This is a genomic window from Streptomyces sp. NPDC111656, assembly GCF_055656965.1.
The window spans coordinates 19,742-42,076 of record NZ_JBVKCA010000039.1 but is presented as its reverse complement, the minus strand read 5'-3'; the positions used below and the strand labels follow the sequence as shown (position 1 = coordinate 42,076).

Annotated in this window: 19 protein-coding genes; 2 read left to right on the top strand and 17 right to left on the bottom strand. The window is 75.3% G+C overall.

The window, feature by feature from the left end; translation table 11 throughout:
• Position 1: 1 nt before the first annotated feature.
• The 8 genes from ACZ7M3_RS49965 to fabD all read right to left on the bottom strand — a co-directional run bounded on the left by ACZ7M3_RS49965 (position 2) and on the right by fabD (position 8,846).
• Positions 2-2,371: a beta-ketoacyl synthase N-terminal-like domain-containing protein gene (locus tag ACZ7M3_RS49965; protein ID WP_472073096.1), complete on the bottom strand. Its 2,370-nt coding sequence runs from the start codon at positions 2,369-2,371 to the stop codon at positions 2-4.
• Positions 2,372-2,415: 44 nt separating this feature from the next.
• Positions 2,416-3,705, bottom strand: coding sequence for a beta-ketoacyl-[acyl-carrier-protein] synthase family protein (locus ACZ7M3_RS49960; RefSeq protein ID WP_472073094.1), 1,290 nt, complete (start codon positions 3,703-3,705; stop codon positions 2,416-2,418).
• On the bottom strand, positions 3,702-4,313 hold the full coding sequence (locus ACZ7M3_RS49955; protein ID WP_472073092.1) for a 3-hydroxyacyl-ACP dehydratase FabZ family protein: 612 nt from the start codon (positions 4,311-4,313) through the stop codon (positions 3,702-3,704). Before ACZ7M3_RS49955 ends, ACZ7M3_RS49960 begins: the two co-directional genes overlap by 4 nt.
• Positions 4,310-5,587, bottom strand: coding sequence for a beta-ketoacyl-[acyl-carrier-protein] synthase family protein (locus ACZ7M3_RS49950; RefSeq protein ID WP_472073090.1), 1,278 nt, complete (start codon positions 5,585-5,587; stop codon positions 4,310-4,312). The genes ACZ7M3_RS49955 and ACZ7M3_RS49950 overlap by 4 nt, the downstream gene beginning before the upstream one ends.
• Entirely contained in the window at positions 5,584-6,036 is a 453-nt protein-coding gene (locus tag ACZ7M3_RS49945) for a hotdog family protein (protein WP_382128061.1), read from the bottom strand. Before ACZ7M3_RS49945 ends, ACZ7M3_RS49950 begins: the two co-directional genes overlap by 4 nt.
• 34 nt (positions 6,037-6,070) lie before the next feature.
• Entirely contained in the window at positions 6,071-6,838 is a 768-nt protein-coding gene (locus ACZ7M3_RS49940) for a glucose 1-dehydrogenase (protein ID WP_099918208.1), read from the bottom strand.
• 461 nt (positions 6,839-7,299) lie between these two features.
• Positions 7,300-7,722 (bottom strand): acyl carrier protein, encoded by a 423-nt coding sequence (locus ACZ7M3_RS49935; protein ID WP_257016084.1) that lies wholly within the window; start codon positions 7,720-7,722, stop codon positions 7,300-7,302.
• Between the two features lie 155 nt (positions 7,723-7,877).
• Positions 7,878-8,846 carry an ACP S-malonyltransferase gene (gene fabD, locus ACZ7M3_RS49930; RefSeq protein ID WP_472073087.1) on the bottom strand — a complete coding sequence of 323 codons (969 nt, stop codon included), beginning with the start codon at positions 8,844-8,846 and terminating at the stop codon, positions 7,878-7,880.
• Positions 8,847-9,072: 226 nt separating this feature from the next.
• Here fabD and ACZ7M3_RS49925 point away from each other — a divergent pair, with 226 nt between their 5' ends.
• Positions 9,073-9,669 carry a TetR/AcrR family transcriptional regulator gene (locus tag ACZ7M3_RS49925; RefSeq protein WP_177324284.1) on the top strand — a complete coding sequence of 199 codons (597 nt, stop codon included), beginning with the start codon at positions 9,073-9,075 and terminating at the stop codon, positions 9,667-9,669.
• 575 nt (positions 9,670-10,244) lie between these two features.
• Here ACZ7M3_RS49925 and ACZ7M3_RS49920 read toward each other — a convergent pair.
• Positions 10,245-11,456, bottom strand: a complete 1,212-nt coding sequence (locus ACZ7M3_RS49920; RefSeq protein WP_355311758.1) for an FAD-dependent monooxygenase — start codon at positions 11,454-11,456, stop codon at positions 10,245-10,247.
• Positions 11,457-11,688: 232 nt separating this feature from the next.
• On the opposite strand from ACZ7M3_RS49920, the gene ACZ7M3_RS49915 reads away from it, so the two are divergent.
• On the top strand, positions 11,689-12,162 hold the full coding sequence (locus tag ACZ7M3_RS49915) for a DUF1772 domain-containing protein (RefSeq protein WP_054229246.1): 474 nt from the start codon (positions 11,689-11,691) through the stop codon (positions 12,160-12,162).
• Between the two features lie 123 nt (positions 12,163-12,285).
• Here the strand turns inward: ACZ7M3_RS49915 and ACZ7M3_RS49910 are convergent, their stop codons facing one another.
• The 8 genes from ACZ7M3_RS49910 to ACZ7M3_RS49875 all read right to left on the bottom strand — a co-directional run bounded on the left by ACZ7M3_RS49910 (position 12,286) and on the right by ACZ7M3_RS49875 (position 22,313).
• Positions 12,286-12,423 carry a hypothetical protein gene (locus ACZ7M3_RS49910; protein ID WP_472073085.1) on the bottom strand — a complete coding sequence of 46 codons (138 nt, stop codon included), beginning with the start codon at positions 12,421-12,423 and terminating at the stop codon, positions 12,286-12,288.
• 282 nt (positions 12,424-12,705) lie between these two features.
• Positions 12,706-13,932, bottom strand: coding sequence for a helix-turn-helix transcriptional regulator (locus ACZ7M3_RS49905; RefSeq protein WP_355311756.1), 1,227 nt, complete (start codon positions 13,930-13,932; stop codon positions 12,706-12,708).
• 799 nt (positions 13,933-14,731) lie between these two features.
• The gene (locus tag ACZ7M3_RS49900) at positions 14,732-15,397 is read right to left on the bottom strand and encodes a nucleotidyl transferase AbiEii/AbiGii toxin family protein (protein WP_358739868.1); all 666 of its coding nucleotides are present in this window, start codon (positions 15,395-15,397) and stop codon (positions 14,732-14,734) included.
• Positions 15,394-15,759 carry a hypothetical protein gene (locus tag ACZ7M3_RS49895; protein ID WP_358739870.1) on the bottom strand — a complete coding sequence of 122 codons (366 nt, stop codon included), beginning with the start codon at positions 15,757-15,759 and terminating at the stop codon, positions 15,394-15,396. Before ACZ7M3_RS49895 ends, ACZ7M3_RS49900 begins: the two co-directional genes overlap by 4 nt.
• 429 nt (positions 15,760-16,188) lie before the next feature.
• Complete coding sequence (locus ACZ7M3_RS49890; RefSeq protein ID WP_472073083.1) at positions 16,189-16,968, bottom strand: response regulator transcription factor; 780 nt, start codon at positions 16,966-16,968, stop codon at positions 16,189-16,191.
• 487 nt (positions 16,969-17,455) lie between these two features.
• Positions 17,456-19,069 carry an ANL family adenylate-forming protein gene (locus ACZ7M3_RS49885; protein ID WP_472073081.1) on the bottom strand — a complete coding sequence of 538 codons (1,614 nt, stop codon included), beginning with the start codon at positions 19,067-19,069 and terminating at the stop codon, positions 17,456-17,458.
• A 323-nt stretch (positions 19,070-19,392) separates the two neighbouring features.
• Positions 19,393-20,268, bottom strand: coding sequence for a 4'-phosphopantetheinyl transferase family protein (locus tag ACZ7M3_RS49880; RefSeq protein WP_472073079.1), 876 nt, complete (start codon positions 20,266-20,268; stop codon positions 19,393-19,395).
• Positions 20,265-22,313 (bottom strand): beta-ketoacyl [acyl carrier protein] synthase domain-containing protein, encoded by a 2,049-nt coding sequence (locus ACZ7M3_RS49875; protein ID WP_472073077.1) that lies wholly within the window; start codon positions 22,311-22,313, stop codon positions 20,265-20,267. The genes ACZ7M3_RS49880 and ACZ7M3_RS49875 overlap by 4 nt, the downstream gene beginning before the upstream one ends.
• Positions 22,314-22,335 lie beyond the last annotated feature (22 nt).

The window sequence follows — 22,335 nt, the reverse complement described above, 5'->3', positions numbered from 1 at the left end:
GTCAGTTCTCCGTTGCGGGACGCAGGACGAGGCTGATGTGGGTGCCGCCGAGCGAGGAGCTGTTGATGAGCACCGGCCCCGCCGCCACCCCGCTTCCCGGGGTGGTCCAGGCGGTGAGGGCGAGGAGGGCGGCCAGCTGGGCGCCCGCGCCGACCGGTTCGCCCAGGGTCTGTTTGGGGGTGTGCACCGGGCAGCCGGCCTCGGCGGCCAGCCGGCCGGTGGCAAGGGCTTCGGGGGCGTCCGCGCGGGTGAGGCCGGCGGCGTTGGCCCAGATGCCGGTCAGCTCGCCGGGGGTGAGGCCGGCGTGGGTGAGGGCGGCGCGCATGGCGCGCTCGACGCCCTCGCCCTCGCCGTTCCAGCGGCCGATGCCGGCCGCGTCGCCGGCGGCAGCGTGGCCGGCGAACTCGGCCAGGATGCGGGCGCCGCGGGCGCGGGCGCTGGATTCGCGTTCCAGGACGAGGGCGATGCCGGCCTCGGCCAGGGTGTAGCGGGCGTCGCCGAACAGCGGCAGCTGGCGGTAGGCGGCCAGCACGCCCGGGGAGAGGTCCTCGACCGCCGGGCACAGCACCGCCTCGGCGCGGTGCTGCAGCAGCAGGTCGTGGGCGACGGTCAGGGCGGAGGCGCCGGCGGCGTGGCCGGTGGTGACGGTGGAGGTGGGGCCCTTGGCGCCGACGTGCATGGCGACCTGGCCGGCGGCGGCGTTGAAGACGGTGTTGGGGAAGACGGCGGGGCTGCCGTGGGCGGGGCAGCCGCCCAGCACCGGCAGCAGGAAGTCCTCGATGCTGCGCATCGGGCCCAGTCCGGTGCCCAGGACGACCCCGGTGTGCTCGTCGGCCTTCAGGCCGGCGTGGGCGAGGGCGGCGCGGCAGGAGGCGACGGCGAGCTGGGAGAGGCGGTCCATGCGGCGCCGGTCGCGGGCGCCGATGTGGGCGCCCGCGTCGAAGACGGCGCGGGCCACGCGCAGGCCGTCCTCGTCGGTGCCCAGGCGCCGCCCCTGCCGCCAGGCCTCCCACAGCGCCTTCAGGCCTTCGCCGGCGGGGGTGAGGGCGGCGCCCCCGGTGATGACGACCTTCTCGGCGGCGGGCGGGGCGGGGACGGTGAAGCGCCGTCCCGAGGGCCAGCCGAAGGCGACGCAGGCATTCGCGCCGGCGAAGGCGAAGTTGTTGGACAGGGCGGCGTTCATGGCCAGTTCGCGGCCGGTGTCGGGGACCGCGTCCAGCCCGCACTTGGGGTCGGTGCCGGTGAAGTTGGCGGTCGGCGGGGCGATCTGTTCGACCAGGGCCTTGACGGTGACGATGGCCTCGACCGCGCCGGCCGCACCGAGCAGGTGGCCGATCATCGACTTGGAGCTGCTCAGGGCGGTCTTCTGGGCGGCCTCGCCGAACGCGGCGCGCACCGCGTTGGACTCGGCGGAGTCGTTCTTGGGGGTGCCGGTGCCGTGGCCGTTGATGTAGCCGACGTCCCCCGGGGTGATGCCGGCGGCCTTCAGGGCGCCGCGGATGGCGCGGGCGGCGCCCTCGCCCTCGGGGTGCGGGGCGGTGGCGTGGTAGCCGTCGGCGGACAGGCCGTAGCCGAGGACCTCCGCCAGGACGGGGGCGCCCGCGGCGCGGGCCACCGACTCCTCGGCCAGCACCAGCATGCCCGCGCCCTCGCCCAGGGACAGCCCGTCGCGGTCCTTGGAGTAGGGGGCGGCGGGTTTGGCGGACAGCGACTGGAGGCTGGTGAAGCCGGCGAACGCGGTCTCGGTGAAGGCGTCGCTGCCGCCGGCGAGCATCGCGTCCGCGCGGCCCGCGGCGATCGCCTCGGCGGCGTGCGCGATGGCGTGCGCGCCCGAGGCGCAGGCGGTGTTGACGGACAGGGCCGGCCCCTTGAGAGCGAAGGCGGCGCTGAGTGCCTCGGCGATGGCCTGCGGCGGGACCAGCAGGTAGTGCAGGGCGTCGCCCTGCAGGGTGGTGCCCTCGCGGCTGCGGCGGGCGAGTTTCTCGGCGCTGCGCAGGCCGCCGTTGCAGGAGCCGAACGCCACCCCCCAGCGTTCGGCGGGCAGGCCCGCGAGGCCCGCCTGATGGAGGGCTTCGGCGGCGGCGGTCAGCGCGAAGTCGGCGGCCGGTTCCCGCTCGCTGCCGCCGAAGGCGGCCAGGTAGTCGTAGGCGGGCCGGGGCAGGGGGGGCACTTCGCCGCCGATGGCCGTGCCGTAGCCGTCCATCGGCATGCCGGTGACCGGGCCGATGGCCGAATGCCCGGCCCGGATGCCCTCCCACAGCGCGGCGGCGCCCTCGCCCTGGGCGGTCACGGCGCCGACACCGCAGACCACCACGGTCCGGGGCCGTGCCCCGGTGTCCGGCCGTACGGCGCGGTCGTGGACGTCGGTCATGGCCGCACTCCTTTCGGATAGGGCGGGTGTTGCGGGTGTGTCGGTCATGAGGTCCGTCCCAGGGCGAGGGCGACGGCCTGGCCCTCCAGGCCGCGGGCCAGGGCCAGGGCGCTGTCGGGCCGGGTGTGGCGGGGGGTGAGGGGGACGTAGTCGAGGTCGCACTCGGCGGCGGGGTGGTGGAGGTTGAGGGTGGCGGGCACGGTGCCGCTGTCCAGGGCGAGGGCGGCGACGGCCGCGTTCAGCGCGCCGGCGCCGCCGACGAGGTGTCCGGTCTGCGGTTTGACGCTGCTGATCTGGGCGGACTTGGCGGCCGTGCCGAGGGCGTCGTGCAGGGCGACGGTCTCGCTGGCGTCGCCCTGCAGGGTGGCGCAGCCGTGCGCGGCGATGTAGCTGCCGTCGGGGAAGGGCCGCCCGGCATCGGTGAGGGCGCGGCCGATGGCGCGGGCCAGGCCGCGGGCGCGGGGCTGGGGGCTGGGCGGGCGGACGCAGTCGTTGCCGGCGCCGAAGCCGGTGATCTCGGCGTAGCAGCGGGCGCCGCGGGCCAGGGCGTGTTCGCGTTCCTCCAGGACCAGGAGGGCGGCGCCCTCGCCGAAGACCGAGCCGGAGCGGTCGCGGTCGAAGGGCCTGAAGGCCTCGGCGCCCAGGTCGGTGCGGGTGCTCAGGACGCCCAGGCCGTCCATCTTGGACATCGCCCACCAGCCGGTGGCGTCGTCGTAGCCGCCCGCGAGCACGAGGTCGGCCTCGCCGCGGCGTACGGTGCGCATGCCCCGGCCGATCGCCATCGCGCCGGAGTCGGCGGTGCCGGCGAAGTAGGCGTTGGCGCCGCGGATGCCGTACTTCTCGGAGATGTGGAAGGCGGCGGCGGGCTGCAGTCCCTCGACGAAGAACAGCGGGGCGATCACCGAGGAGGCGCTCTGCCCCAGCCGGTGCAGGTCGGGGGTGCCGTCGTCGGCGCGGACGGCCTGCAGCTGGGCGATGAGTTCGTCCATGCGGGGCATTTCCTTGTTGCTGCCCAGGAACAGGCCCGTGCGCTGTCCCAGGTCGCTCCCGTCGTCCAGGCCCGCGTCCTGCAGGGCGAGGGTGGCGCCGGCCAGGGCGAGCTGGTCGCCGCGGCACAGCATGCGCAGGGTGCGCCGCGAGGCCCACTGGGCGGGGGTGAAGGAGGGGATCTCGGCGCCGATGCCGGTGCGCAGCGGGGCGGGGTCGTAGGCGCGCAGCGGTCCGATGCCGCAGCGGCCCTCCAGCAGGCTGTGCCAGGTCTCGGCGGCGCTCTGGCCGATCGCGGTCATCAGGCCGATGCCGGTGACCATCACGCGGCGGCGCTGCTCGCTCATGCTGTGCCCTCCCGGGTCGTCTCGTCGCTGACCAGGGCCAGGACGCGGGCGGTGGCGACCACCCGGCCGCCGGCCCGGGCGGTGGCCCGGCACTCGGTGCGGTGCGGGCCGTGAGCGGTCACCTCGACGGTGAGGTGGACCTGGTCGCCGGGGCCGACGAAGTGCGTGAAGCGCACGCCGCGCACGGCGGCCAGGCGCCAGGTGCCGGGGCCCGCGGCGGTACGGGCGAGCGCGGCCATGCTCTCCAGCAGCAGCACGCCGGGCAGGACGGGGTGGCGCGGGAAGTGGTCGGTGAAGCAGGTCAGGGTGGCGGGCACGTTGCGCACGGCCGCCGCCCGCTCGCCGACGACGGCCTCCAGCAGCCGGTCGAACCCGCCCAGCCCGCCGCCGGGCACGGCGGCGGCCGCGGATCCCGCGCCCGCAGCGGGGCCGGCCGTGACCGTCACGGAGCCCGAGACAGGAACAGGAACAGGAACGGGGGCGGGTGCGGGGCCGGGTCCCGCGGCGGGGACAGGGGCGGGGGTGGGGGTGGGGGTGGGGGTGGGGGTGGGGGTGGGGGTGGGGGTGGGGGTGGGGGTGGGTCCCGCGGCGGGGACGGTGGTGGTCATGTGTCCTCCCGCGGGGCGCCGACGACGAGGCTGGTGTTGCTGCCGCCGAACGCGAACGCGTTGATCAGGGCCGCCGCCACCGGCATCGGGCGGGCGGTGTGCGGCACGTAGTCGAGGTCCAGGCCGCGGTCGGGCCGCTCGAGGTTGACGGTGGGCGGGACCAGGGAGTGGCGGATCGCGCCGAGCGCGGCCAGCACGCCCAGGCCCAGGCTGGCGGAGGTGAGGTGGCCGGCCATCGACTTGGGGGCGCTGACCACCAGACGGCGGGCGTCGTCGGCGAAGACCTTCTTGATGGCGACCGTCTCGGACTGGTCGTTGCCGTGGGTGCTGGTGCCGTGCGCGACGACGTAGTCGATGCCGGCGGTGCCCAGCCCGGATTCGCCGATCGCCGCCTCCATGGCCTGGACGGCGCCGGAGCCGTCCGGCGGGGAGTCGGTGATGCGCCAGGCGTTGAGGGTGGAGCCGTAGCCGAGGACCTCGCCCAGGACGGGCGCGCCGCGTTCGCGGGCGGCGTCGAGGTCTTCGAGGACGACGGCGACGGCGCCCTCGCCGATCACGAAGCCGGAGCGGTCGGCGTCGAAGGGCCGCGAGGCGTGTGCGGGATCGTCGTTGTGACGGTCGGTCAGCGCGCCCAGCAGGCTGAAGCCGAGCAGGTCGAGCCAGGTGGTCAGGGAGTCGTAGCCGCCGGCGACCATCAGCCGGGCGTCGCCCTCCTGGATGGCGCGGTAGGCCTCCCCGATGGCGTGCCCGGAGCCGGAGCAGGCGGTGGAGATCCCGATCATCGGCCCGGTCGCGGACATCATCCGGGCCATCGCGCTGAGCGGCACGTTCTGGTCGTCGGTGAGGGTGACGGCCGGCGGGTGGCACAAGAACGCGTCCGCGCGGCCGGTGGTGGCGCGCAGGTGGCCGACGTCCAGGAGGGCCTGCAGCTCGGGGCGGCCGACGCTCGCGCCCATCGCCACCCCGCGCTCGCCAAAGTCGTACACCTCCTCCCCCAGGTCCTCGGCCCGCGCGGAGCGCAGCGCCTCCCAGGCGGCCGCGACACCGAACAGGCCCACCCGGGAGAGGTGTTTGCGCCCGATGCGGGCCGGGATCGCCGCGGCCGGGTCGAAGTCCTTGACCTGGGCGGCGATACGCACCGGGAAGCCGGCCGCGTCGAAGGTGGTCAGCGGCCCGACGCCGCTGCGGCCGGCGGCCAGGCCCTGCCAGGTGGTGCCGGCGTCGTTGCCCAGCGGGGTGACGGCGCCGACGCCGGTGATGGCTACGCGGGTCATGCCACCGGCCCCCCGCCCTGCAGCTGGTGCGCCATGCGCCGGGTGGCGGCCGGGTCGTCGAGGCGTTCGGCGTCGATGAGCGCGCACAGGATGCCGCTCGCCTCGAGGACGTTCTCGCCGTCCACGGTGACGGTGCCGTCCAGCAGGGCGGCCTCCTCGGTCATCGACTCGACGGTGGCGTGCATGCGCAGCACCTCGCCGGGGCGCACCGGGCGGTGCGCGGTGGCCTCGCCGACCGCCAGCAGCGCGGCGCGCCGCCGGTGGTCGGTGGAGAGCATGATCAGCCAGGTGGCGGACTGGCACAGGGCCTCCAGGGCCAGCCCGAAGGGCAGCGCGGGTCCGTCGCCGGTGTCCTGCCAGTAGGTCTCCTCGGCGGAGGTGACCTTGCGCGCGGTGATGTGCTCGCGGGGCGCGCAGGTCTCGATCCGGTCGATCAGATGGAATCGCATCGTCGTCTCTTCTTCCGTGTCCCTCACGCGTCCGTTACGGGCGGCCGATGCCCAGCTGGGCGGAGAACCCGCCGTCCACACAGAGCAGTTCGCCGGTGGTGTAGCCGGAGTCGGGGCCGGCCAGGAACACCGCGGCCGCAGCGACCTGATCGGTGGTGGCGAACCGGCGCAGCGGGATCTGCCGCTTGATGCTCTTGCCGCCGTCGCGCTGCAGCACGCCGTCCACGAGTTCGGTCGGGGTGAACCCGGCCAGGACCGCGTTGACCCGTATGCCGAAGCGGGCGAGTTCGACGGCGGCGCAGCGGGTGAAGGAGTTCAGCGCGCCCTTGGAGGCCGAGTAGTTGGCCTGGCCGATCCAGCCGCGTTCGCCCATCGCGGAGGAGATGTTGACGATGGTGGCGTCGCCGCGGGCCATGAACTGTTCCAGGACGGCGTGGGTGCAGTGCCAGGCGCCGCCGAAGTTGGTCTTCATGACGTTCAGCCAGGCGTCCGGCGGCGCGTCGTAGATGAGGCCGTCGTCGCTGGTGCCCGCGTTGTTGACGAGGATGTCGAGGGGACCCAGGAGGCGGGCGGCCTCCTGGACCAGGCGGGCGGCCTGCTGCGGGTCGGCGACGTCGGCGGCGACGGCCGCGGCCCGGCCGCCCGCCGTCTCGATCTCCTTGACGACCGCGGCGGCGTCCTCCTGGCGGGAGCGGTAGTTGACGGCGACGGCCGCCCCCTGCTCGGCCAGGGCCAGGGCGATGGCCCGGCCGATGCCGCGTGAGGCACCGGTGACCAGGGCGGTGCGGTCCTTCAGCTTCATCTGGATTCCTCCGTGGATACCCCAGCCTTCAGGATGGGGAGGAAACGGACTCCTGCGGAGCAGGGCAAGGGAGGACGATGCGCCGCCAGGGCGGATCGTCGTTCACCGGCAACTGCCCGCGGGCGTAGTAGCGTTGCCAGGCCCAGTCGGTGATAACCAGGCCGGCCGGGCCTACCGCCGGGCTGGCGGGATGTCAGGTCTGTGGAGCCGGCGTAAGACTGCTGGGCGTACCCACGTCCCCCGCCGTTGATTGGGGGCAGCTGCTGTCTGAGAAGCAGAAAGCTCAACCCGCGAGGGAAGAATCCCCCTGCTTCAGCTGGGGGAGATGTCAACTGTCTCTTCCCGTTTCTGCTACGAGGGGGCGGTGGCCGGCCGGGGCCCGCGCGGGCGCCAGGGGCGGCGGGGGTGCGGGACGCCGTTGGCCCGCACCACCACCGGCCCCCGGGAGGAGGGAGCCGGGTTCAGGCGGCGTGCTGGGCCGCAGCCCGCTCGGTCAGCAGGTCGGTGAGGTTCTGCACGGTGAACAGGCCCAGCACGCCCTCGGCGGTCAGCGGCTCGCTGAGCTGGCTGCGGTCGAACTGCGGCAGGACCTTCTCCAGGTGGGTGAGGCCGGTGTCGTTGACGACCTCGTTCTCGTCGCCGAACTCCTCGTCGGGGATGCCGCCCTGCAGCAGGGCGGCGATGTCGGCCACGGTGATCTTCACCTTGGTGGCGCGCTCGATACGGAAGAGGATGTCGAGCAGGTCGATCGACTCGGCACCCAGCTGCCCGAGCAGGGTCGCCTCGGGCACGGCCTCGGCCTCGTCGATGCCCAGGGCGTCGGCGATGGCGGCCTGGACCGCGCAGAAGTAGTCGGTCGAGGTGGGGGTCAGGGTTTCGGACACCGTTGGCTGCCTTTCGGATGGGTCGTTCCGCCGGTACCGGGCCGGGGGCCCGCACCGGACGGACGGGAGAGGAAAAAGAAAAGGAAGAGGAAGAGAAGGGGAGGGAAGGGAGGGGGAGGTGGAGGGTGCGGGCCGGGGGCGGGCCGCGCGCCGGGTCAGGCGGCGGCGCCAGGGGCGGGCTCCTGCCCGAGCTCGCGCAGAGTTGCGAAGATCCGGCGCGCGTCGTGGGTGCTGCGCACCACGGAGTGGACGCCGGTGCGGTTGGCGAAGCCGCTGAGCACCCGGCCGGGGCCGACCTCCAGGCAGCCGTCCACGGCGTGCGCGGCCGCGGCGTCCAGCACGTCCACCCACCGCACCGGCCCGGCCAGCTGACGGCGCAGCAGATCGCGGGCGTGGCCGCCGTCGCGCACCAGGGTGCCGGTCACCGAGCTGATCACGGGCAGCCGGGGCGCGCTGAAGGACACGCGCTCCAGTTCGGCGGCGAACTCGTCCTCGATCGCCCGCATCAGCGAGCAGTGGAAGGGCGCGGAGACCTTCAGTGCCACCGCCCGCTCGGCGCCCGCGGCCAGTGCCCGGCGGGCGGCCTCCTCGACCGCGGGGCGCTGTCCGGAGATCACGGTCTGGCCCGGCTCGTTGTAGTTGGCGATCTCCACCACGCCCAGGGGGGCGCAGTCCGCGCAGATCTCCTCGATCCGGGCGGCGGCAAGGCCCAGTACGGCCGTCATCGCGCCGCCGGCCCGGCGGGAGACCCCCGCCATCAGCTCGCCCCGGCGGCGCACCAGCCGCAGCGCCGCCTCGGCCTCCAGCACCCCGGCGGCCACCAGCGCGGGGTACTCCCCCAGGCTGTGCCCGGCCACCACGGCGGGCACGAAACCCGCCTCATCGCGCAGTACCTCAAGGACCGCGAGGCTGGTGGCGACGATGGCGGGCTGGGCGATCTCGGTCGGGGCCAGCTCCTCCTCCGGCGCGGTGCTGCACAGCGCGGTCAGCGGCAGGCCGGTCGCCTCCTCGGCGCGGGCCAGGACGCGTCCGGCGGTGCGGGGGTGGTCACGCAGCAGATGCCCGGCCATGCCCGCGCGCTGCGAGCCCTGCCCGGGAAACATCGTGAAGAGATTGTCGATCATCCCCGTTCCTGCCTCACTGAGTTGTCGGAAGAACCGTCGGAAAAACTGCCGGAAGAGCTACCGGAAGAGCTGTCCCGAAGAGCTGTTTCCAGAGCCGGAGAAAGGTCATCGAGCGGCCGGCGGGCGGTACTCGATTCTGTGAATCTGCCACGGGGTTCTGGCGCATTCCTTGAATGCGTCTGGACCGGCACTACGGCGCCCGGCAATCAGCCACTAACGTGCTGGCATGGTGAGGATGAGTGCAGACGAGCGGCGCCGCAGCGTCATCCGCGCGGCCGTGAGCGAATTCGCCCGGGGCGGGTACGACGGCACGTCCACCGAGGCCATCGCCCGGCGTGCGGGGGTGTCGCAGCCGTACCTCTTCCGGCTCTTCGCGGGCAAGCGGGCGCTCTTCCTCGCGGCGGCGCGGTGCTGTCTGGCCGACACCGCCCGGCTGTTCACCGAGGCCACCGAGGGCCTGGCGGGCGAGGAGGCACTGCGCGCCATGGCCAACGCGTACACCCGCGTCATCGTCAAGGAGCCGGAGCGGCTGCTGATGCAGATGCAGGTGTATGTCGCGGTGGCGGCGGGCGAGGCGGACGGTGACGCGGCGTTCGGGGAGGCGGTGCGGGCCGAGTGGCGGCGGCTGTGGGACACCGTCCACCGGCCGCTCGGCGCGGACACCGGCCAGACCACCACGTTCATGGCGTACGGGATGCTGGTCAACGTCCTGGTCTGCCTGGGGTTTCCGCCCGAGGACCCGCTCTGGGACGGGCTGTATCCGGCGGCGCGGGCCGGGGCACGGCAGCCGGGCGCCCTGCAGCAGCGGCCGGCACCCGGCTGACGCCCGCCGGGCGGGCTGGACCGGCGGGACGGTACGGCGGCCGGGCCGGGGCCAGCCCGGCCTGGGCTGGACCGGCCTGGGCTGGACCGGCCTGGGCTGGACCGGCCTGGGCTGGACCGAAAACCGAGGGGCCGGATCCGGGCCGGGGCCGCGGGGTGCGGCCGGGACCGCCAAGCCCAGGGCCGAGGACCCAGGCCCACGGTCCGTGCTCGTGACCCATGGCCCATGGCCCGTCGCCCGTGGCTCGGGGGCCGTGGCCCGTCGCGTGGCCCGCGCCCGTGGCCCGGGGCCGGGGGCCACGGCCCGGGGCCGGGGGCCAGAGGCGGTGGGTACGGTGTCGGGATCGGGGCCGGTCCGCCGGACCCGGAACCCGGAACCCGGCCCCCAGACCACCCTGCCCGTGAACCGGGGCCGCGGGCAGGACCGCCGGGGCTTGATCTCCGGTCCGGGACCGGGCCCCGGGCCCGTGGCTCAGGGGCCATGGGCCCAGTCCGTCCGCGGGGCCCCGGCCCACGTACGGCAGCCGGAGCCGGGGCCCGCAACCGGGCCTGGAACAGGGGGTTCCGGGGCGGGCGTCAGTCCACGGTGGCGGCCGGGGCGGTGGCCGGGCGGCGGGCCGGGGCCCAGCGGGTGCCGTAGGCGACCTGGCCCTTCTCCGCGGCGGCGAAGGCCTTCGTGTTCCAGTTCTTGCGCATGAACGCCTCGCGCGCCCGGATCAGCAGCGGATTGCGCACCGCGCCCATCCGCCCGATCCGCCAGGCGATGCGCTGCAGCGGCGCGGTACGGGCGCGGCGTTCACGCTCGTAGCGGCGCAGCGCGGCGATGGGGTCGTCGGCGTGCTCCAGGTGCTCGGCGAGGACCAGGGCGTCCTCCAGGGCCTGGCAGGCGCCCTGGCCGATGTTGAAGGTGATGGGGTGCGCGGCGTCGCCGAGCAGGGTGACGCGGCCCTGGCCCCACCGGCGTTCGGGGCTGCGGCCCTCGACGTCGCCGCGGATGATGTCCTCCTGCGGGGTGGCGGCGAGGATGTCGGCCACCGGGCCGCCCCAGCCGCGGTGGCGGCGCAGCAGCATCTCCCGCACGCCGGGCGCGTCCCGGCCGCCCGCGGGCCCGTTGGCCACGCTCATCCAGTGGACCAGGCCGGGTGCGACGTCGTAGTAGGTGAAGCGGGTGCCGGGCCCGAACATCGCGTTGAAGGTGCCCGGCGGGATGTCCGGGTGCTGCAGGGGGGAGCGGCCGCGCCAGGCGATGTAGCCGCTGTAGCGGTTGCGGGCGGGGCCGAAGAGCGCGTCGCGGACCGTGCCGTGGATGCCGTCGGCGCCGATCAGCAGGTCGCCCCGTTCGCTGCCGCCGTCCGCGAACCGTACGGTGACCCCGTCCTCGTCCTGCTCGAAGCCACTCACGTGGGCCCCGGTGCGCACCGGGGAGCCGTGCAGGGCCTCGCGCAGCACGCCGTGCAGGACGGAGCGCTCGACGGCGATGGTGGGCGCGCCGTAGCGCTCGACGAAGTCGCCGACCGGCCAGGCGCCCAGCACCTCGCCGCGGTGGGTGCTGAAGTGCGCGACCTGCTGGGCCGGGGCCGTGCGCAGGACCTGTCCGGCCACGCCCAGGCAGTCCAGTGCGAGCACGCCGTTGGTCCAGATGTGCAGGCCCGCGCCGCCGTCGCGCAGTGCCTCGGCCCGTTCGAAGACGACGGGCTCAAGACCGGCGCGCTGGAGCGCGAGGGCCGCGGCCAGGCCGCCGATCCCTCCGCCGGCGATGAGTACGCGACGGGCACGTCCAAGGGCCATGGGTCTGTCTCCTCGTGGGTGTCCGGGCGGATGTCCCCGCGGGGAGGGGACGGCGCTCCGCTGCGGCCCGGGGTGCTCCCTCGTCCTTGCGGAATCCCCTGCGGACCACTGGAGTTGTCAACGCTAGCATTCGAAGCACTGAACTTGATAGTGTCGGCAGTACATCTAGCGTTGATAAATCCACGTGGCGGCAGGCCATGTGGCAACCGGCAGACGGACAAGGGTGGTTGTGATGGAAACCCTCGTACAGACCCTGGCCGTGGTGGCCACGATGGCCAACGCGGTGGTCTACGGCACCGACGTCTTCTCCGCGATCGTCCAGCGGCCGGCCCTCGCGCACGTCGACGACGCGGTGCTGACCAGCACCATGGGGCAGATCCACCGTTTCGGGGACCGCCGGATGCCCGTCCCGGGCGTCTTCGGCCTGCTCGCCACGGTGGCCACGGCCGTCGCGGCCGGGTTCGGCGGCCGCGTGACGGCGGCCGCCGCGGCCGCCGTCGCTGCGGCCGCCCTGGTGGTGTGGCTGGCCGTCTACAACAAGGTCAGCGCGCCGGTGAACAAGGAGCTGACCGACGCGGCCCTCGACTGCCGCACCGCGCCCAACGCGCGGGGCCTGCAGCGCACCTGGGACAGCGTCATCAACGCCCGGGTCGTGCTGCAGGCGGTGGCGCTGGGCGCGATGTGCGTGGCACTCGTGGCGTCCTGACACCGCGGAAGGCGGCCGCCGCAAAGACGGGCGGGGGGCGGGGAAGGGAAACCCGCGGGTCTCCCGCCCCACCCCCTTCCCGCTTCCCGCTTCCCGCTTGCCGCTTGCCGTCCGCGGCGGCCCCTACTGCAGGGCGATGCTGCCCAGGACGGACGTCTCGGTGTCCTCGTCCGGGCCGTCGGTGATCTCACTGCCGAATGCGGGGCCGAGCTCCGGCTCGTTTCCTGCGGGATTCTTCTTCTTGCTGTTCTTGCTGACCACGGTGGTGTCCCTTCGGGCGTGAGCGGCCAATACCGTACTGAGATTCACGAAGGTCCGCACCGCGCGTCAAGGCGCATTGCGCCGCGTCCACCGGAATGCGAGGCGCCCTCGAGAAATCCGGTAAAGGAAATACGCATTCCGCACCGCGCTCCCCCGCGGCCGGCGGGAATCAGCGCGCCGCCCCCGCCCCGCCCGAATTCCCCCCACTCCCCCGCTCTCCCTCTCCTGCCTTCCCCGCCCCTTTTTCCTCCCGCAGTGGTCCGGCCGGGCGCGGGCGGCGGGTCACGCCGGTTCGGCCGGGGCGGGCCGGGACTGGGCGAGGGCGTCCGCGAGGGTCCGCCAGATCTCCGCCGCGAGGTCGATGTTGGCGTCCGCCTGGGCCTGCTGCGCCAGGGTGCGCAGCCCCTCCACGCCGGAGGCGTCGCCGCCCAGGATCAGCAGCTGCTGGCGCAGGATCTCCAGCCGCACCCGGTCGCGGTAGGTCATCCTCGGCTCGTCCCCGGCCAGGTCGCCCAGCAGGGCGCGGGCATCGTCGTAGCGGCCGGTGGCGAACGCCAGATCGGCCTTCAGCGCGGTCAGGTCCTGGCGCAGGGCGGGCGTGCCGACGAAGGCGAGGGCGGCCTCGGCCTGAGCGGCGCAGGCCTCGGCCCGCGCGGGGTCGGGGGGCAGGGTCTGCAGGTGCAGCCGGCCCGCGGCCAGCCGCAGCCTGAGCCACAGCACCAGGTCCTCCTGGCTGCTGAAACGCTCCAGGGCCGCGTCCAAAAAGGCCTGCGCCCCGGTGTGGTCGCCCTGGCGCACCCGGACGGCGGCGGCCGTCCACATGGCCTCGGCCCACAGCGCGTCGGTGCGGCCGGCGACCAGCGCGGCCAGTTCGTCGGCGTGCACCCGCGCCTCCGGCACCTGCCCGGCCTCCGCCTGCACCGACACCAGCGCCAGCAGCGCGGCGGCCCGGTCCTCCACGCCCAGGTCCTCGCCCAGGGCGAGGCGGTGGGCGGCGACGGCCGCGTCCAGGGCGGGGGTGATCTCACCGAGCGAGCGCAGGCAGCGGGCCAGCCGGGTCAGCCCGCGCACCCGCAGCTCGGCCGATCCCACCTCGTCGCCGAGCGCCACCAGCCGGCCGAGGTCCGCGCGTTCGGCGGCGTGGTCGCCCTGCAGCCGGGCGGCCCTCGCCAGCAGCCACAGCGCCTGCCAGCGCAGCACCGCGCTCTCATGGCCCTCGGCGGCCAGCGCCGCGCGCAGCGCCCCGATGGCGTCCGCGGAACCGGTGGAGGACGCCAGCGTCAGCGCGTGCGCCAGGGAACCGGTGGCCGGCTCCTCGAAGTCGGCGACGTCCAGGCCCAGCCGGCCCGCCAGATAGCCCACGGCCCGGTCGGTGGGCTGGCGCGCCCCCGATTCCAGGCGGGAGAGATAGCCGGTGGACATGCCCTCGCCGGCCAGCGCCGTCTGCGACAGCCCCTGGGCCGTCCGGAGCTTTTTCAGGCGGTGTCCGAACGCGGGCTGTCGCAGCATGACCGAATCCCCTGGGGTGAGCGGGCAAGAAAGTTTCGCCGGGAGCCGCCTTGAGCGTAGGGCGCCGGGCAACACGCGGGCAAACCTTTGCCAGGCCCCCGCCGGGAATCTCGTGCCGCTCTCACGCGTCTCTCACGCGTCTCTCACGCGCCTCTCGTGGACTCCTCCAGCGTTCCTCCAGCGCGGCGGGGCACGCTCGGCAGGACCCGGCCGGCGCACCCGGCCGGGTGCGGAGTCCTTGTGCAGGTCAACGCCCGGGAGTCGACGATGAGGCCATCGGTGTGCGCACCACGGTGGGCGGCGTGGACGGCCACCGCGGGATGCGGCGGCGGCCCCTCCCCGGCGGCGGACACCGGCCACCCCGCCCCGCCCGCGCCGGACACGCCGTCCGACGAGGACATCGGCTGGCCCAGACGCTGCGCCCCGCCCGGCCCGTAACCCACGTAGCCCCGTGCCCCTTTGCACCCCTTGCACCCCGTGCCCCGCCCAACGGCACGGCCGGGCGACCGGGCCGCTGCATGAGCCGATGGGCGCGATCGGGCTGGTCCCGGGCCGCAGCCCGGCTCGCACCGCTGACGGGGACCGAAGCGAGCCACAACCCTCTGCTGCGCCGGGTGTGGACCTGCGTCACCGTCCCTGCCGGAGCCGTGGCCCGGAGGCTGAGGCGCCGAGAAACCCCCTGTCTCCTCAACTTCCCCGGCCACTGGCACGTTTTGATCCAGCAGACCCCATGACGATCTACGGCCGACTGCCGACGGTGAGCTGCGTGATACCGGCCCGCACACGAGCGGCCGCAGCATCAGATCTCGTGGTCGTCTGCGCCGAGCCGCTGGTCGAGGTCGCTTGCCCAATGCTGGGCCCAGACCCGTAGACGTGAGGTCTCGTCCTCGGTGAGTCCGTAGGCGGCGAACTCCTCGTCGTCGTACCACTCGGCGCCGGCAAGACGGTCGTGGAGGTCCTGGAGGCGGAACTCGTCGCGGCCGTGCCGCTCGCCGAGCCGTTCGAGCTCGTTCGTGGTGTGATGCTCGGCGGCGGCGTGCACGTCGATGAGATCTCTTACCGCGCCCCGGTCAGCCAGGGCGCGGACCTTGGTGCCTATGACGTCAGGAAGAGCGAGGACCAGGCCGTACTCCGTTTCCACGGGCGGTGCCCAGAGGTTCTCTTTGAGGATGTCCACTTCGCAGTCCTCGCCGGTTGCGGGGACCGCGGCCACAAGGCGTGCGGAGAGCGGGTCCACGCTGACTACCGTGACGGCCCAGCCACGTTGGAGCAGACCGTGCTCTACAGCGTGGACGATGTCCGTCAGGGGGGCCGGATTCTCGGTGGCGACGTCGAGGTCCTGACTCAGCCGGTCGACCAGCCCATGGGCCTGGACCGCGTATCCACCCGTGATGATCAAGGGGTACGGCGTGCCGATCGCGAGGACATCGGCCAAGAGCCGCCGGTGGAGCTCGCTGAGGTTCACGCGGCGGTCGGCGTCCGCCTGGCGAGCGCGGGAAAAGCGTCCTCCCACACCAGGCGGATGTGCCTGCTGACCAGGGTGCGCAGCACGGGCCACTGGGCGACCAGCAGGTCCCGGTCGAGCAGGGTGGTCAGGTCGTCACGCTGCCCCTCGGCAAGGACCGTGCGGTACAGGCTCATGCGCTGGCGCGGCCGGTCCAGGTCGTAGGCGCGAAGCCCGGACCAGGCGACGTGCAGCGGCAGTTCGACCCGGCCCTGCGCGGGTCCGGAAAGCTCGTCGAGCGAGGCGGGCAGGCGACCCGCGTACCGCTCCCGCAGAACTTCGGCGGCGGACGGCAAGGACACGGGTGAGGACGGTGAAGCCATGCGGCCGATTATCCCCGCTCTGCCCGCCCCCGGTCACGCAGACGCGGTATCTGCCGCTCCCTCTGGGGCAGATGTGCATCACGACGGCGGCTGCCTCCAACGGAAAGCCGGCGGTACCCGGGTGAGCGCGGTGGATGGTGACCAGCACACGCCATCCGCCCTCGGATGACCTGTTCTCTGACGAGCCCGCCCGGGGCAGGTCCTCGAGAACGACGGCGTCCAGGCGATGTGGTCCGCATCGCCGTCCCGCGGACCGGGGCGACGGACGCAGCAGCCTGCTCCACGGCCGCTACCACTCAACGGCGTTTCGCCGCGCCGCTGTGTGCCGTGGCCCAAAAGTTGGCGTGAGCCGGGGAAATGACCCGGGAACGGAGTCAGGTCAGGAGTGCCGTTCTTCGTGGACGGTGTGGTGTGTGCGGGCGGAGGAGGTCAGCCGGAGGGGGCGTCGGGCGTGGGGGCGGCCGGGCGCGGGGGGGCGGCCGCAGGGCGCAGGCCGGATTCGAAGGCGTAGATCGCGGCGTGGACGCGGTTGCGCAGCCGCAGCTTGTGCAGCAGGTTCTGCACGTGGGTCTTCACGGTGTGCTCGGAGAGGGTCAGCGCCCGGGCTATCTCGCCGTTGGACAGGCCGCGGGCCAGCAGGTCCAGGACCTGGCACTCGCGGTCGGTGAGCCGGTCGGGGCTGACGGGCGAGATGGGTGCCAGGGGCCCGGCGGGCGGCCGGCGCCCGGGCGGGGGCGGGGTGGGGCCGTGCACCAGGGTGTATCCGGCGGCGGCCAGGACGACCGCGGAGGCCAGCTGCCCGGCGGTGGCGGTGGCCGGCAGGTGGCCGCCTGCCGCCCGGCCGGCGGCGTCGGTGCGGCCCGGGCCGCCGAGGGTCAGCAGCGGCAGATCACCGCCGCCGAAGGCCGGCACGGCAAGCTGTCCGCCGCCGGGCGCGCCGTGGGCGACCAGGACGTGCGGGGGCCGGGCGGCCAGCGCGCGCAGCAGCGGCGGTCCTGGTTCGCTCTCGCCGGTGACGCGGATGTCGGGGTGGCCCTCGAGGAGGGCGGTGATACCGCGGCGGGCGAGCGGGTCCTCGCCGATCACGTGCACGCGCACGCCCGGCCCCGCGCCCGGGCGGGGGGCCGGAGCCGGGGCCGGGCCGGCCGCCTCGCCGGGAACGGGGGCCGGTGCGGGGAGCACGCGGAGTGTGGCGTGCCGCTCGTCCATGGCGCTCTCCTCCCTGTCTCCCGGGATGTCCCGCCGGTCCTGGGTTGTCCTGCCGGGTCCTGGGATGTCCCGCCCTGTTCACCGTAGGCGGCGGGCGCGGCCGTGTCCGGTGCGCTCCAGCGGGCCACGACCCGTCCGCTATCCGTTGCTCAGAGCCTCAGCGGCTCTCGGCATTCCGGGGTTTTCTGCCCGGAAGGTCCGTCACATCACCCAAGCGTTGGGGCTTCGGCTTGAGGACGGTCTTTCGTTTCCGTCCGCCGCTGGTGCGGCAGGGTTGCGCCACCTGGCCGCCCTGTCCCCGCCGTGCGGCGGGGACGGGTGGTGCGGGTCTTCTGGTCGGCTCCACGAGGCTTCGACACCTTGACGGCGTCCGGGTCTCCGGCCACTGCGGTACCTGTTACTGCGGCTGCCGCGAGTGCGGCGAGGTTGTGTGCGGCGTTGGCGTCCCGGTCGAGGACCAGGCCGCAGGCGTCGCCGGGGGCAGGGATCAGGCGGCGGCCTCCACGGCGGCCAGGGCGTGCAGCCGGCGGCGCAGTTCACGGCGGGCGGGCCGGCCGCCCGGCCGGCGGGGGACGGTGTCGAGGGCCTCCAGGCGGCGGATCTGCTCGCCGGGGCCGAGCCGGGCGTTGGCCTGTTCGGCGACCGAGTCGAGGATGTCGAGCAGGCCGCGGCCGTCGCCGGGGGGCCTCTCGCGCAGGACCACGCCGGCCCAGACCAGGGCGCCGCGTGCCGGGTCGGGCCAGTCCGCGACGATGCAGTCGGCCACCCGCGGGTCCTGGCCGATGACCCGTTCCACCACGGCCGGGGCGACCAGAGCGTCGTCGCAGGCGAACACGGCCCCGGGCGCGTCGACCAGGTGCAGTCCGCCGTCCGCGTCGAGATAGCCCGTGTCGCCGGTGGACAGCCAGCCGTCCGCGTCCGGCACCGCCCCGGCCGGGGCGGTGGGGCTCAGCTGCGGTCCGCGGATCTGCACCTCGCCGGTCGACCACACCGGCGCGGGCAGCGTGCCGCCCGGCAGGACGACCCGGCACTCGGTGCCCGGCAGCGGCACCCCGACCGCGCCCAGACCGGGCCGCGAGCCGGGCGGCTGGTGGTGGGAGAGGGTGCACACCTCGGTGAGGCCGTAGCCCTGCAGGACCGGCACGCGCAGCGCGTCGCGCAGCCGGCGGGCGCGGCCGGGCTCCAGCGCGCCGCCGCTGACGTGCAGGGCGCTCAGCCGGCCGCCGCCCGCCCGGGCACCGGCCCCGCCCAGCCGGGTGTCGCCGGCGAGGCGGTGCAGCCGGGCGGGCGGAGCGTAGAAGTGGGTGGCCCCCGCCCGCACGGCTGCTTCCAGCGCCCCGAAGGGATCCGGGCCGGGGCACAGCACCTGCCGGGCCCCGGCGTGCACGGCCGAGTTGAGGTGCACGGCGTGGTAGTGCGGCAGATGGTTGAGGACGACGGAGGAGGGGCCCAGGCGGTGGGCCAGCGCGGTCTGGGCGGCGCCCGCGAGGAGGTTGCGGTGCGTCAGCCGCACCCCGTTCAGCCGGCCCGCACCGTCCGGGGCGAACTGCAGGCACGCCACCGCGTCCACCCCCGGCGCCGGTGTCCGTACGGGCACACCGGCGGGCACCGGCGCCAGCGCCCGCGCCAGCGGCACACCCCCGCCCGCACCCGCCGGCCTGTCCGTGGCCGTATCCGCCGGGGTGTCCGTGAGGACGACGGTGTGCAGCAGGGGCAGCCGGTCACCGAGCCCGGCGAGCAGCCCGGCCAGCGCGGCGGGGACGAAGGCGATCTCTACCCCGGCCGCCGAGCACACCTCGTACAGGGCGGCCGGCCCCATCAGCGGGTCGAGCAGGGCGAGCGGGTGGCCGCTGCGGACGGTGCCGTAGTACACGGCGGGGAAGACCGTATCGAGGGTGGTGACCGCGGCGACGACGGCGCCGGCCCGGCGTGCGGCGCGCCGCACGTAGTGGGCGACCCGGTCCGCCTCCCGGTCCAGGGCCGCGAACGTCACCCCGGCCCCCGTCCCGGCCACGGTGACGGCCGGGGCGTCCGCGTCACGGGCCGCGGCCCGCCGCAGCAGGTCGTCCAGCGGGCTCTCCAGATACCTGAGGATGGGCACGGCACGACCTCCCGGCGGCAGACAGCAAAAACAGCGGATGTCCGGATGCCCCACGGTCGGCGCCCGGGCTCGAGACCCCTTCGAAACCCGCTGGAGATCGGCGCGCCCCACGCCCCCCGCACCGGCCTCAACCCGTACAGGCGGTGCGGGCGGTGCGAACGGGGGCCGTGCCAGCGGCGGCAGCGGGTCCGGGCTGATGTCGCGGTGCCGTCGGCCCGGACCCGGTAGGGGGCCCTGCCGCAGCACGGTGTCGGGGGGCGGCAACGGCCAGGCCGACCGCTTGACTGCTCTCCCTGCTGAACCAGGGAGATTCGCCTCGTGTCTTATGCGGGGAGCGCCGAGGGGTGTCCGCCCACCGGGCGGGGCAGCGGGAAGCTGCGCAGGGCCGCGCGGCTCCAGGGGAAGCCGTAGCCGAGGTGCACGACCGGGTCCTGCGCCTCGTCGGCGGGGACGGCGACGGCGACCAGCACGCCCGGCACCGGCTCCAGTTCGGCGAACCGCCACGGGCGGGCCGTGTCGTCGGCCGGCGGGGTGAAGGCGCGTACGCCGCGTTCGTCGTCCAGCGTGAAGACGAACGCGTCGAAGGGCAGCCCGAGACCCAGGCCGCGGGCCTTGGAGTAGGCCTCCTTGAGGGTCCACACGCGCAGCGCGCGCCGGTCGCGGGCCGGCCCCTCGGCGGCGCGCGCGACCCATTCCCGCTCCGGGGCGGCGAAGGTGCGCACGATGGTGGTGATGGCCCGCTCGTCCCGGTCCTCCAGCCGTTCCACGTCCACGCCGATGCGGTGCCGGCGCACGATGCCCAGCAGGCTGTAGCCGCCCGCGTGGGAGAGGTTGAAGTCCAGCTGGGACCCGCCGCGCGGCCCTCCCGCGGCGGCGGGCCGCAAGAAGGGCCGTCCCCGCGCGGAACGCCAGATGACCAGCTCCGCCTCGGCCAGGCCCGCCTCCAGCGCCAGCGCGCGCCGCACCAGGGTGTGGGCCAGGAGGTACTGGCGCCGGTCGCGTTCGAACAGGAAGCGGCTCGCGGTCTTCTGCTCCTGCGCGTCCAGCCAGTGCGTGGCGAGCAGGAGCGCGACCTCGGGCGGCAGGCCGTCGTTGGGACACAGCCACAGCTTGACCGGCTCCCCGCCCCCCGCCCCGGAAGCAGGGGCAGGCTCGGGTCCGGGGGCGGGGGTGGCCGGGGGTGCGGGGCGGGTGGTCACTGCGGTGCTCCGTCCGTGCCGGGGCCGGGCTGAAGCGGGCGGGGCCGCAGCACGGTGGCGGGCAGCTCGACGGCGGCCGGGCCGGGATGCGCGGGCAGTACGGCGCAGACGTCGGCCCCGGCCAGCCACAGCCGTGTCAGCTGCTCCAGGCGGCCGCCCTGCCACAGGGCGGCCACATAGGCGCGGGTCTCCTCGAGTCCCTCGATCAGCGGCGGGCCCACGGCGCCGCGCAGGTCGGCGCTGCGCACGCCCGCCGGGCCGGTGCCCGGGCCGGGGTGCGCGGCGAAGCCGGCCAGCGCGTCGGCCAGTTCGGCGACCGTGCGGACGGTCACCGCCAGACGGCAGCGCAACACCGCCCGCCCCAGGCGCAGTTCGTGCGCGACCGCGGCGAGATCCGGGGCCGCCGGGCCGCCGTCCCGGCCGCCGCTGTCGGACAGGCGGGCCGCGAGCCGGCCGGCGGTGGCCGCCAGGTGCGCGGGCGTCGCGGCGGACAGCAGCACCAGTTCCGCGGGACGCGTGCCCGGCGGCGGGCCCGTACGGGCCGGGGCGCGGGGGACGGCAGGCGCCTCCTCCACGACCAGCACCGCACCCACACCCTCCCCACCGTCCACACCCTCCTCACCGTCCACACCGTCCGTGACGGCCGCGCCGTCCGTGACGGCCGTGTCCTGCGCGCCGTCCGCAGTGTCTGCCGCGTCCACTGCGTCTGCGGGGCCTGCGGCGTCCACGGCGTCCGGGGGGCCTGCGGGGTCTGCAGGGGCTGCGGGTCCGGGCACGCTGACCAGCGCCCTGCGGGGCAGCACGGTGCCGTCGTCGCGGCGGACCGGCTCCCAGGCGGCGGGCGCGGGGCGGTCCGGGCCGGCCAGCAGCACGGCATGGCGCAGCTGCCCCACGGCGCGGACCAGGGCCGCCGCCCCGGTCACCGCCCCGGCATCACCCACCAGCGCCGCCACCGTCCGGGAACTCTCCTCCAGAGCGATCCCCACAGCCTCCAGGCCGGCGTCCGGCACCTCCGACTGCCCGCCGGCGTCCGGGCCTTGCGGGCCCGTGCCCGGAGGCCGCAGGCCGGCCGCGGCCAGCGCCCGGCCGACCAGCCGGCCGTGTTGCGGGCCGGGGGCGGCGCGGCCCGGGTGGCCGACCGCGCTGGAGCGGATCACGGCGTGCACGCGGTCGCCGTCGGCACGGGCCGCGGCCAGCGGCTTGAGCAGCACGGCCGCCACCCCCTCACCGGCGCCGGGCCGCTGGCACGCCGGATGCAGGCGCAGCTCGACCGCGCCGACCAGCGCCGCGGCGCACTCGCCCGCGCGCAGCGCACCGAGCGCGAGGTGCAGCGCGGTCAGGAAGGAGGAGTCACCGCTGTCCACGCTCAGACTGGGCCCGCGCAGATCGAGCAGCCGCGACAGCCGCGCGGCCGGACCGGGCCGAAAAGCCGGAGGGGCGGTGTGCCGGTGCCCGGCGGGCGGCAGCGCACCGCCGGCCGGGCCGAGAGCGGCATACACCCCCACGCTGCGCGCCGTGCCGTCGGGAGCGGTGAGGTGCTGCAGACGCGCTCCGGCGTATCCGGCGCTCTCCAGCGTCTGCCACGCGCTCTGCGCCAGCAGCCGCTCCCGCAGGTCCAGCCCCGCCGCCTCCCGGGCACCGAGCCCGAACAGGTCCGGGTCGAACTCCTCCACACCGTCCAGGAAATGCCCCCGCCAGCCCGCACACGCCGACCGCCGGCCGCCCGGGAGCGCGGCCTCGGCGATCCGCCCCTGCAGCCCGTTGCGCCAGAACGCCTCCAGATCCCCCGCCTGCGGGAAACGGCCCTGGATCCCCACGACCGCACACGGCACGCCCGCACCGGCCCCGGCCCCGACACCAGCACCGGTACCGGGAACAGGGCCAGGACCGGGGCCGGGAACGGGCAGCGGCTCACGGTCCGCCGTCACCGGCAGGGCCACGACCGGCGGGGCCACGGCCGGCGAAGTGCCGGCCAGCAGGGCCACGGCGTGCTCACGCCGCAGGGTGCCGCCCTTGAACCGCGTCAGGATCTCCCGGGTGTCCATCCTCGTGCGCCCTTCGTCTGGG

Coding starts and splice junctions, on each gene's coding strand:
- ACZ7M3_RS49965 (WP_472073096.1), bottom strand. CDS start 2,371: ATGACCGACGTCCACGACCGCGCCGTACGGCCGGACACCGGGGCACGG.
- ACZ7M3_RS49960 (WP_472073094.1), bottom strand. CDS start 3,705: ATGAGCGAGCAGCGCCGCCGCGTGATGGTCACCGGCATCGGCCTGATG.
- ACZ7M3_RS49955 (WP_472073092.1), bottom strand. CDS start 4,313: ATGACCACCACCGTCCCCGCCGCGGGACCCACCCCCACCCCCACCCCC.
- ACZ7M3_RS49950 (WP_472073090.1), bottom strand. CDS start 5,587: ATGACCCGCGTAGCCATCACCGGCGTCGGCGCCGTCACCCCGCTGGGC.
- ACZ7M3_RS49945 (WP_382128061.1), bottom strand. CDS start 6,036: ATGCGATTCCATCTGATCGACCGGATCGAGACCTGCGCGCCCCGCGAG.
- ACZ7M3_RS49940 (WP_099918208.1), bottom strand. CDS start 6,838: ATGAAGCTGAAGGACCGCACCGCCCTGGTCACCGGTGCCTCACGCGGC.
- fabD (WP_472073087.1), bottom strand. CDS start 8,846: ATGATCGACAATCTCTTCACGATGTTTCCCGGGCAGGGCTCGCAGCGC.
- ACZ7M3_RS49925 (WP_177324284.1), top strand. CDS start 9,073: ATGGTGAGGATGAGTGCAGACGAGCGGCGCCGCAGCGTCATCCGCGCG.
- ACZ7M3_RS49920 (WP_355311758.1), bottom strand. CDS start 11,456: ATGGCCCTTGGACGTGCCCGTCGCGTACTCATCGCCGGCGGAGGGATC.
- ACZ7M3_RS49915 (WP_054229246.1), top strand. CDS start 11,689: ATGGAAACCCTCGTACAGACCCTGGCCGTGGTGGCCACGATGGCCAAC.
- ACZ7M3_RS49905 (WP_355311756.1), bottom strand. CDS start 13,932: ATGCTGCGACAGCCCGCGTTCGGACACCGCCTGAAAAAGCTCCGGACG.
- ACZ7M3_RS49895 (WP_358739870.1), bottom strand. CDS start 15,759: ATGGCTTCACCGTCCTCACCCGTGTCCTTGCCGTCCGCCGCCGAAGTT.
- ACZ7M3_RS49890 (WP_472073083.1), bottom strand. CDS start 16,968: ATGGACGAGCGGCACGCCACACTCCGCGTGCTCCCCGCACCGGCCCCC.
- ACZ7M3_RS49875 (WP_472073077.1), bottom strand. CDS start 22,313: ATGGACACCCGGGAGATCCTGACGCGGTTCAAGGGCGGCACCCTGCGG.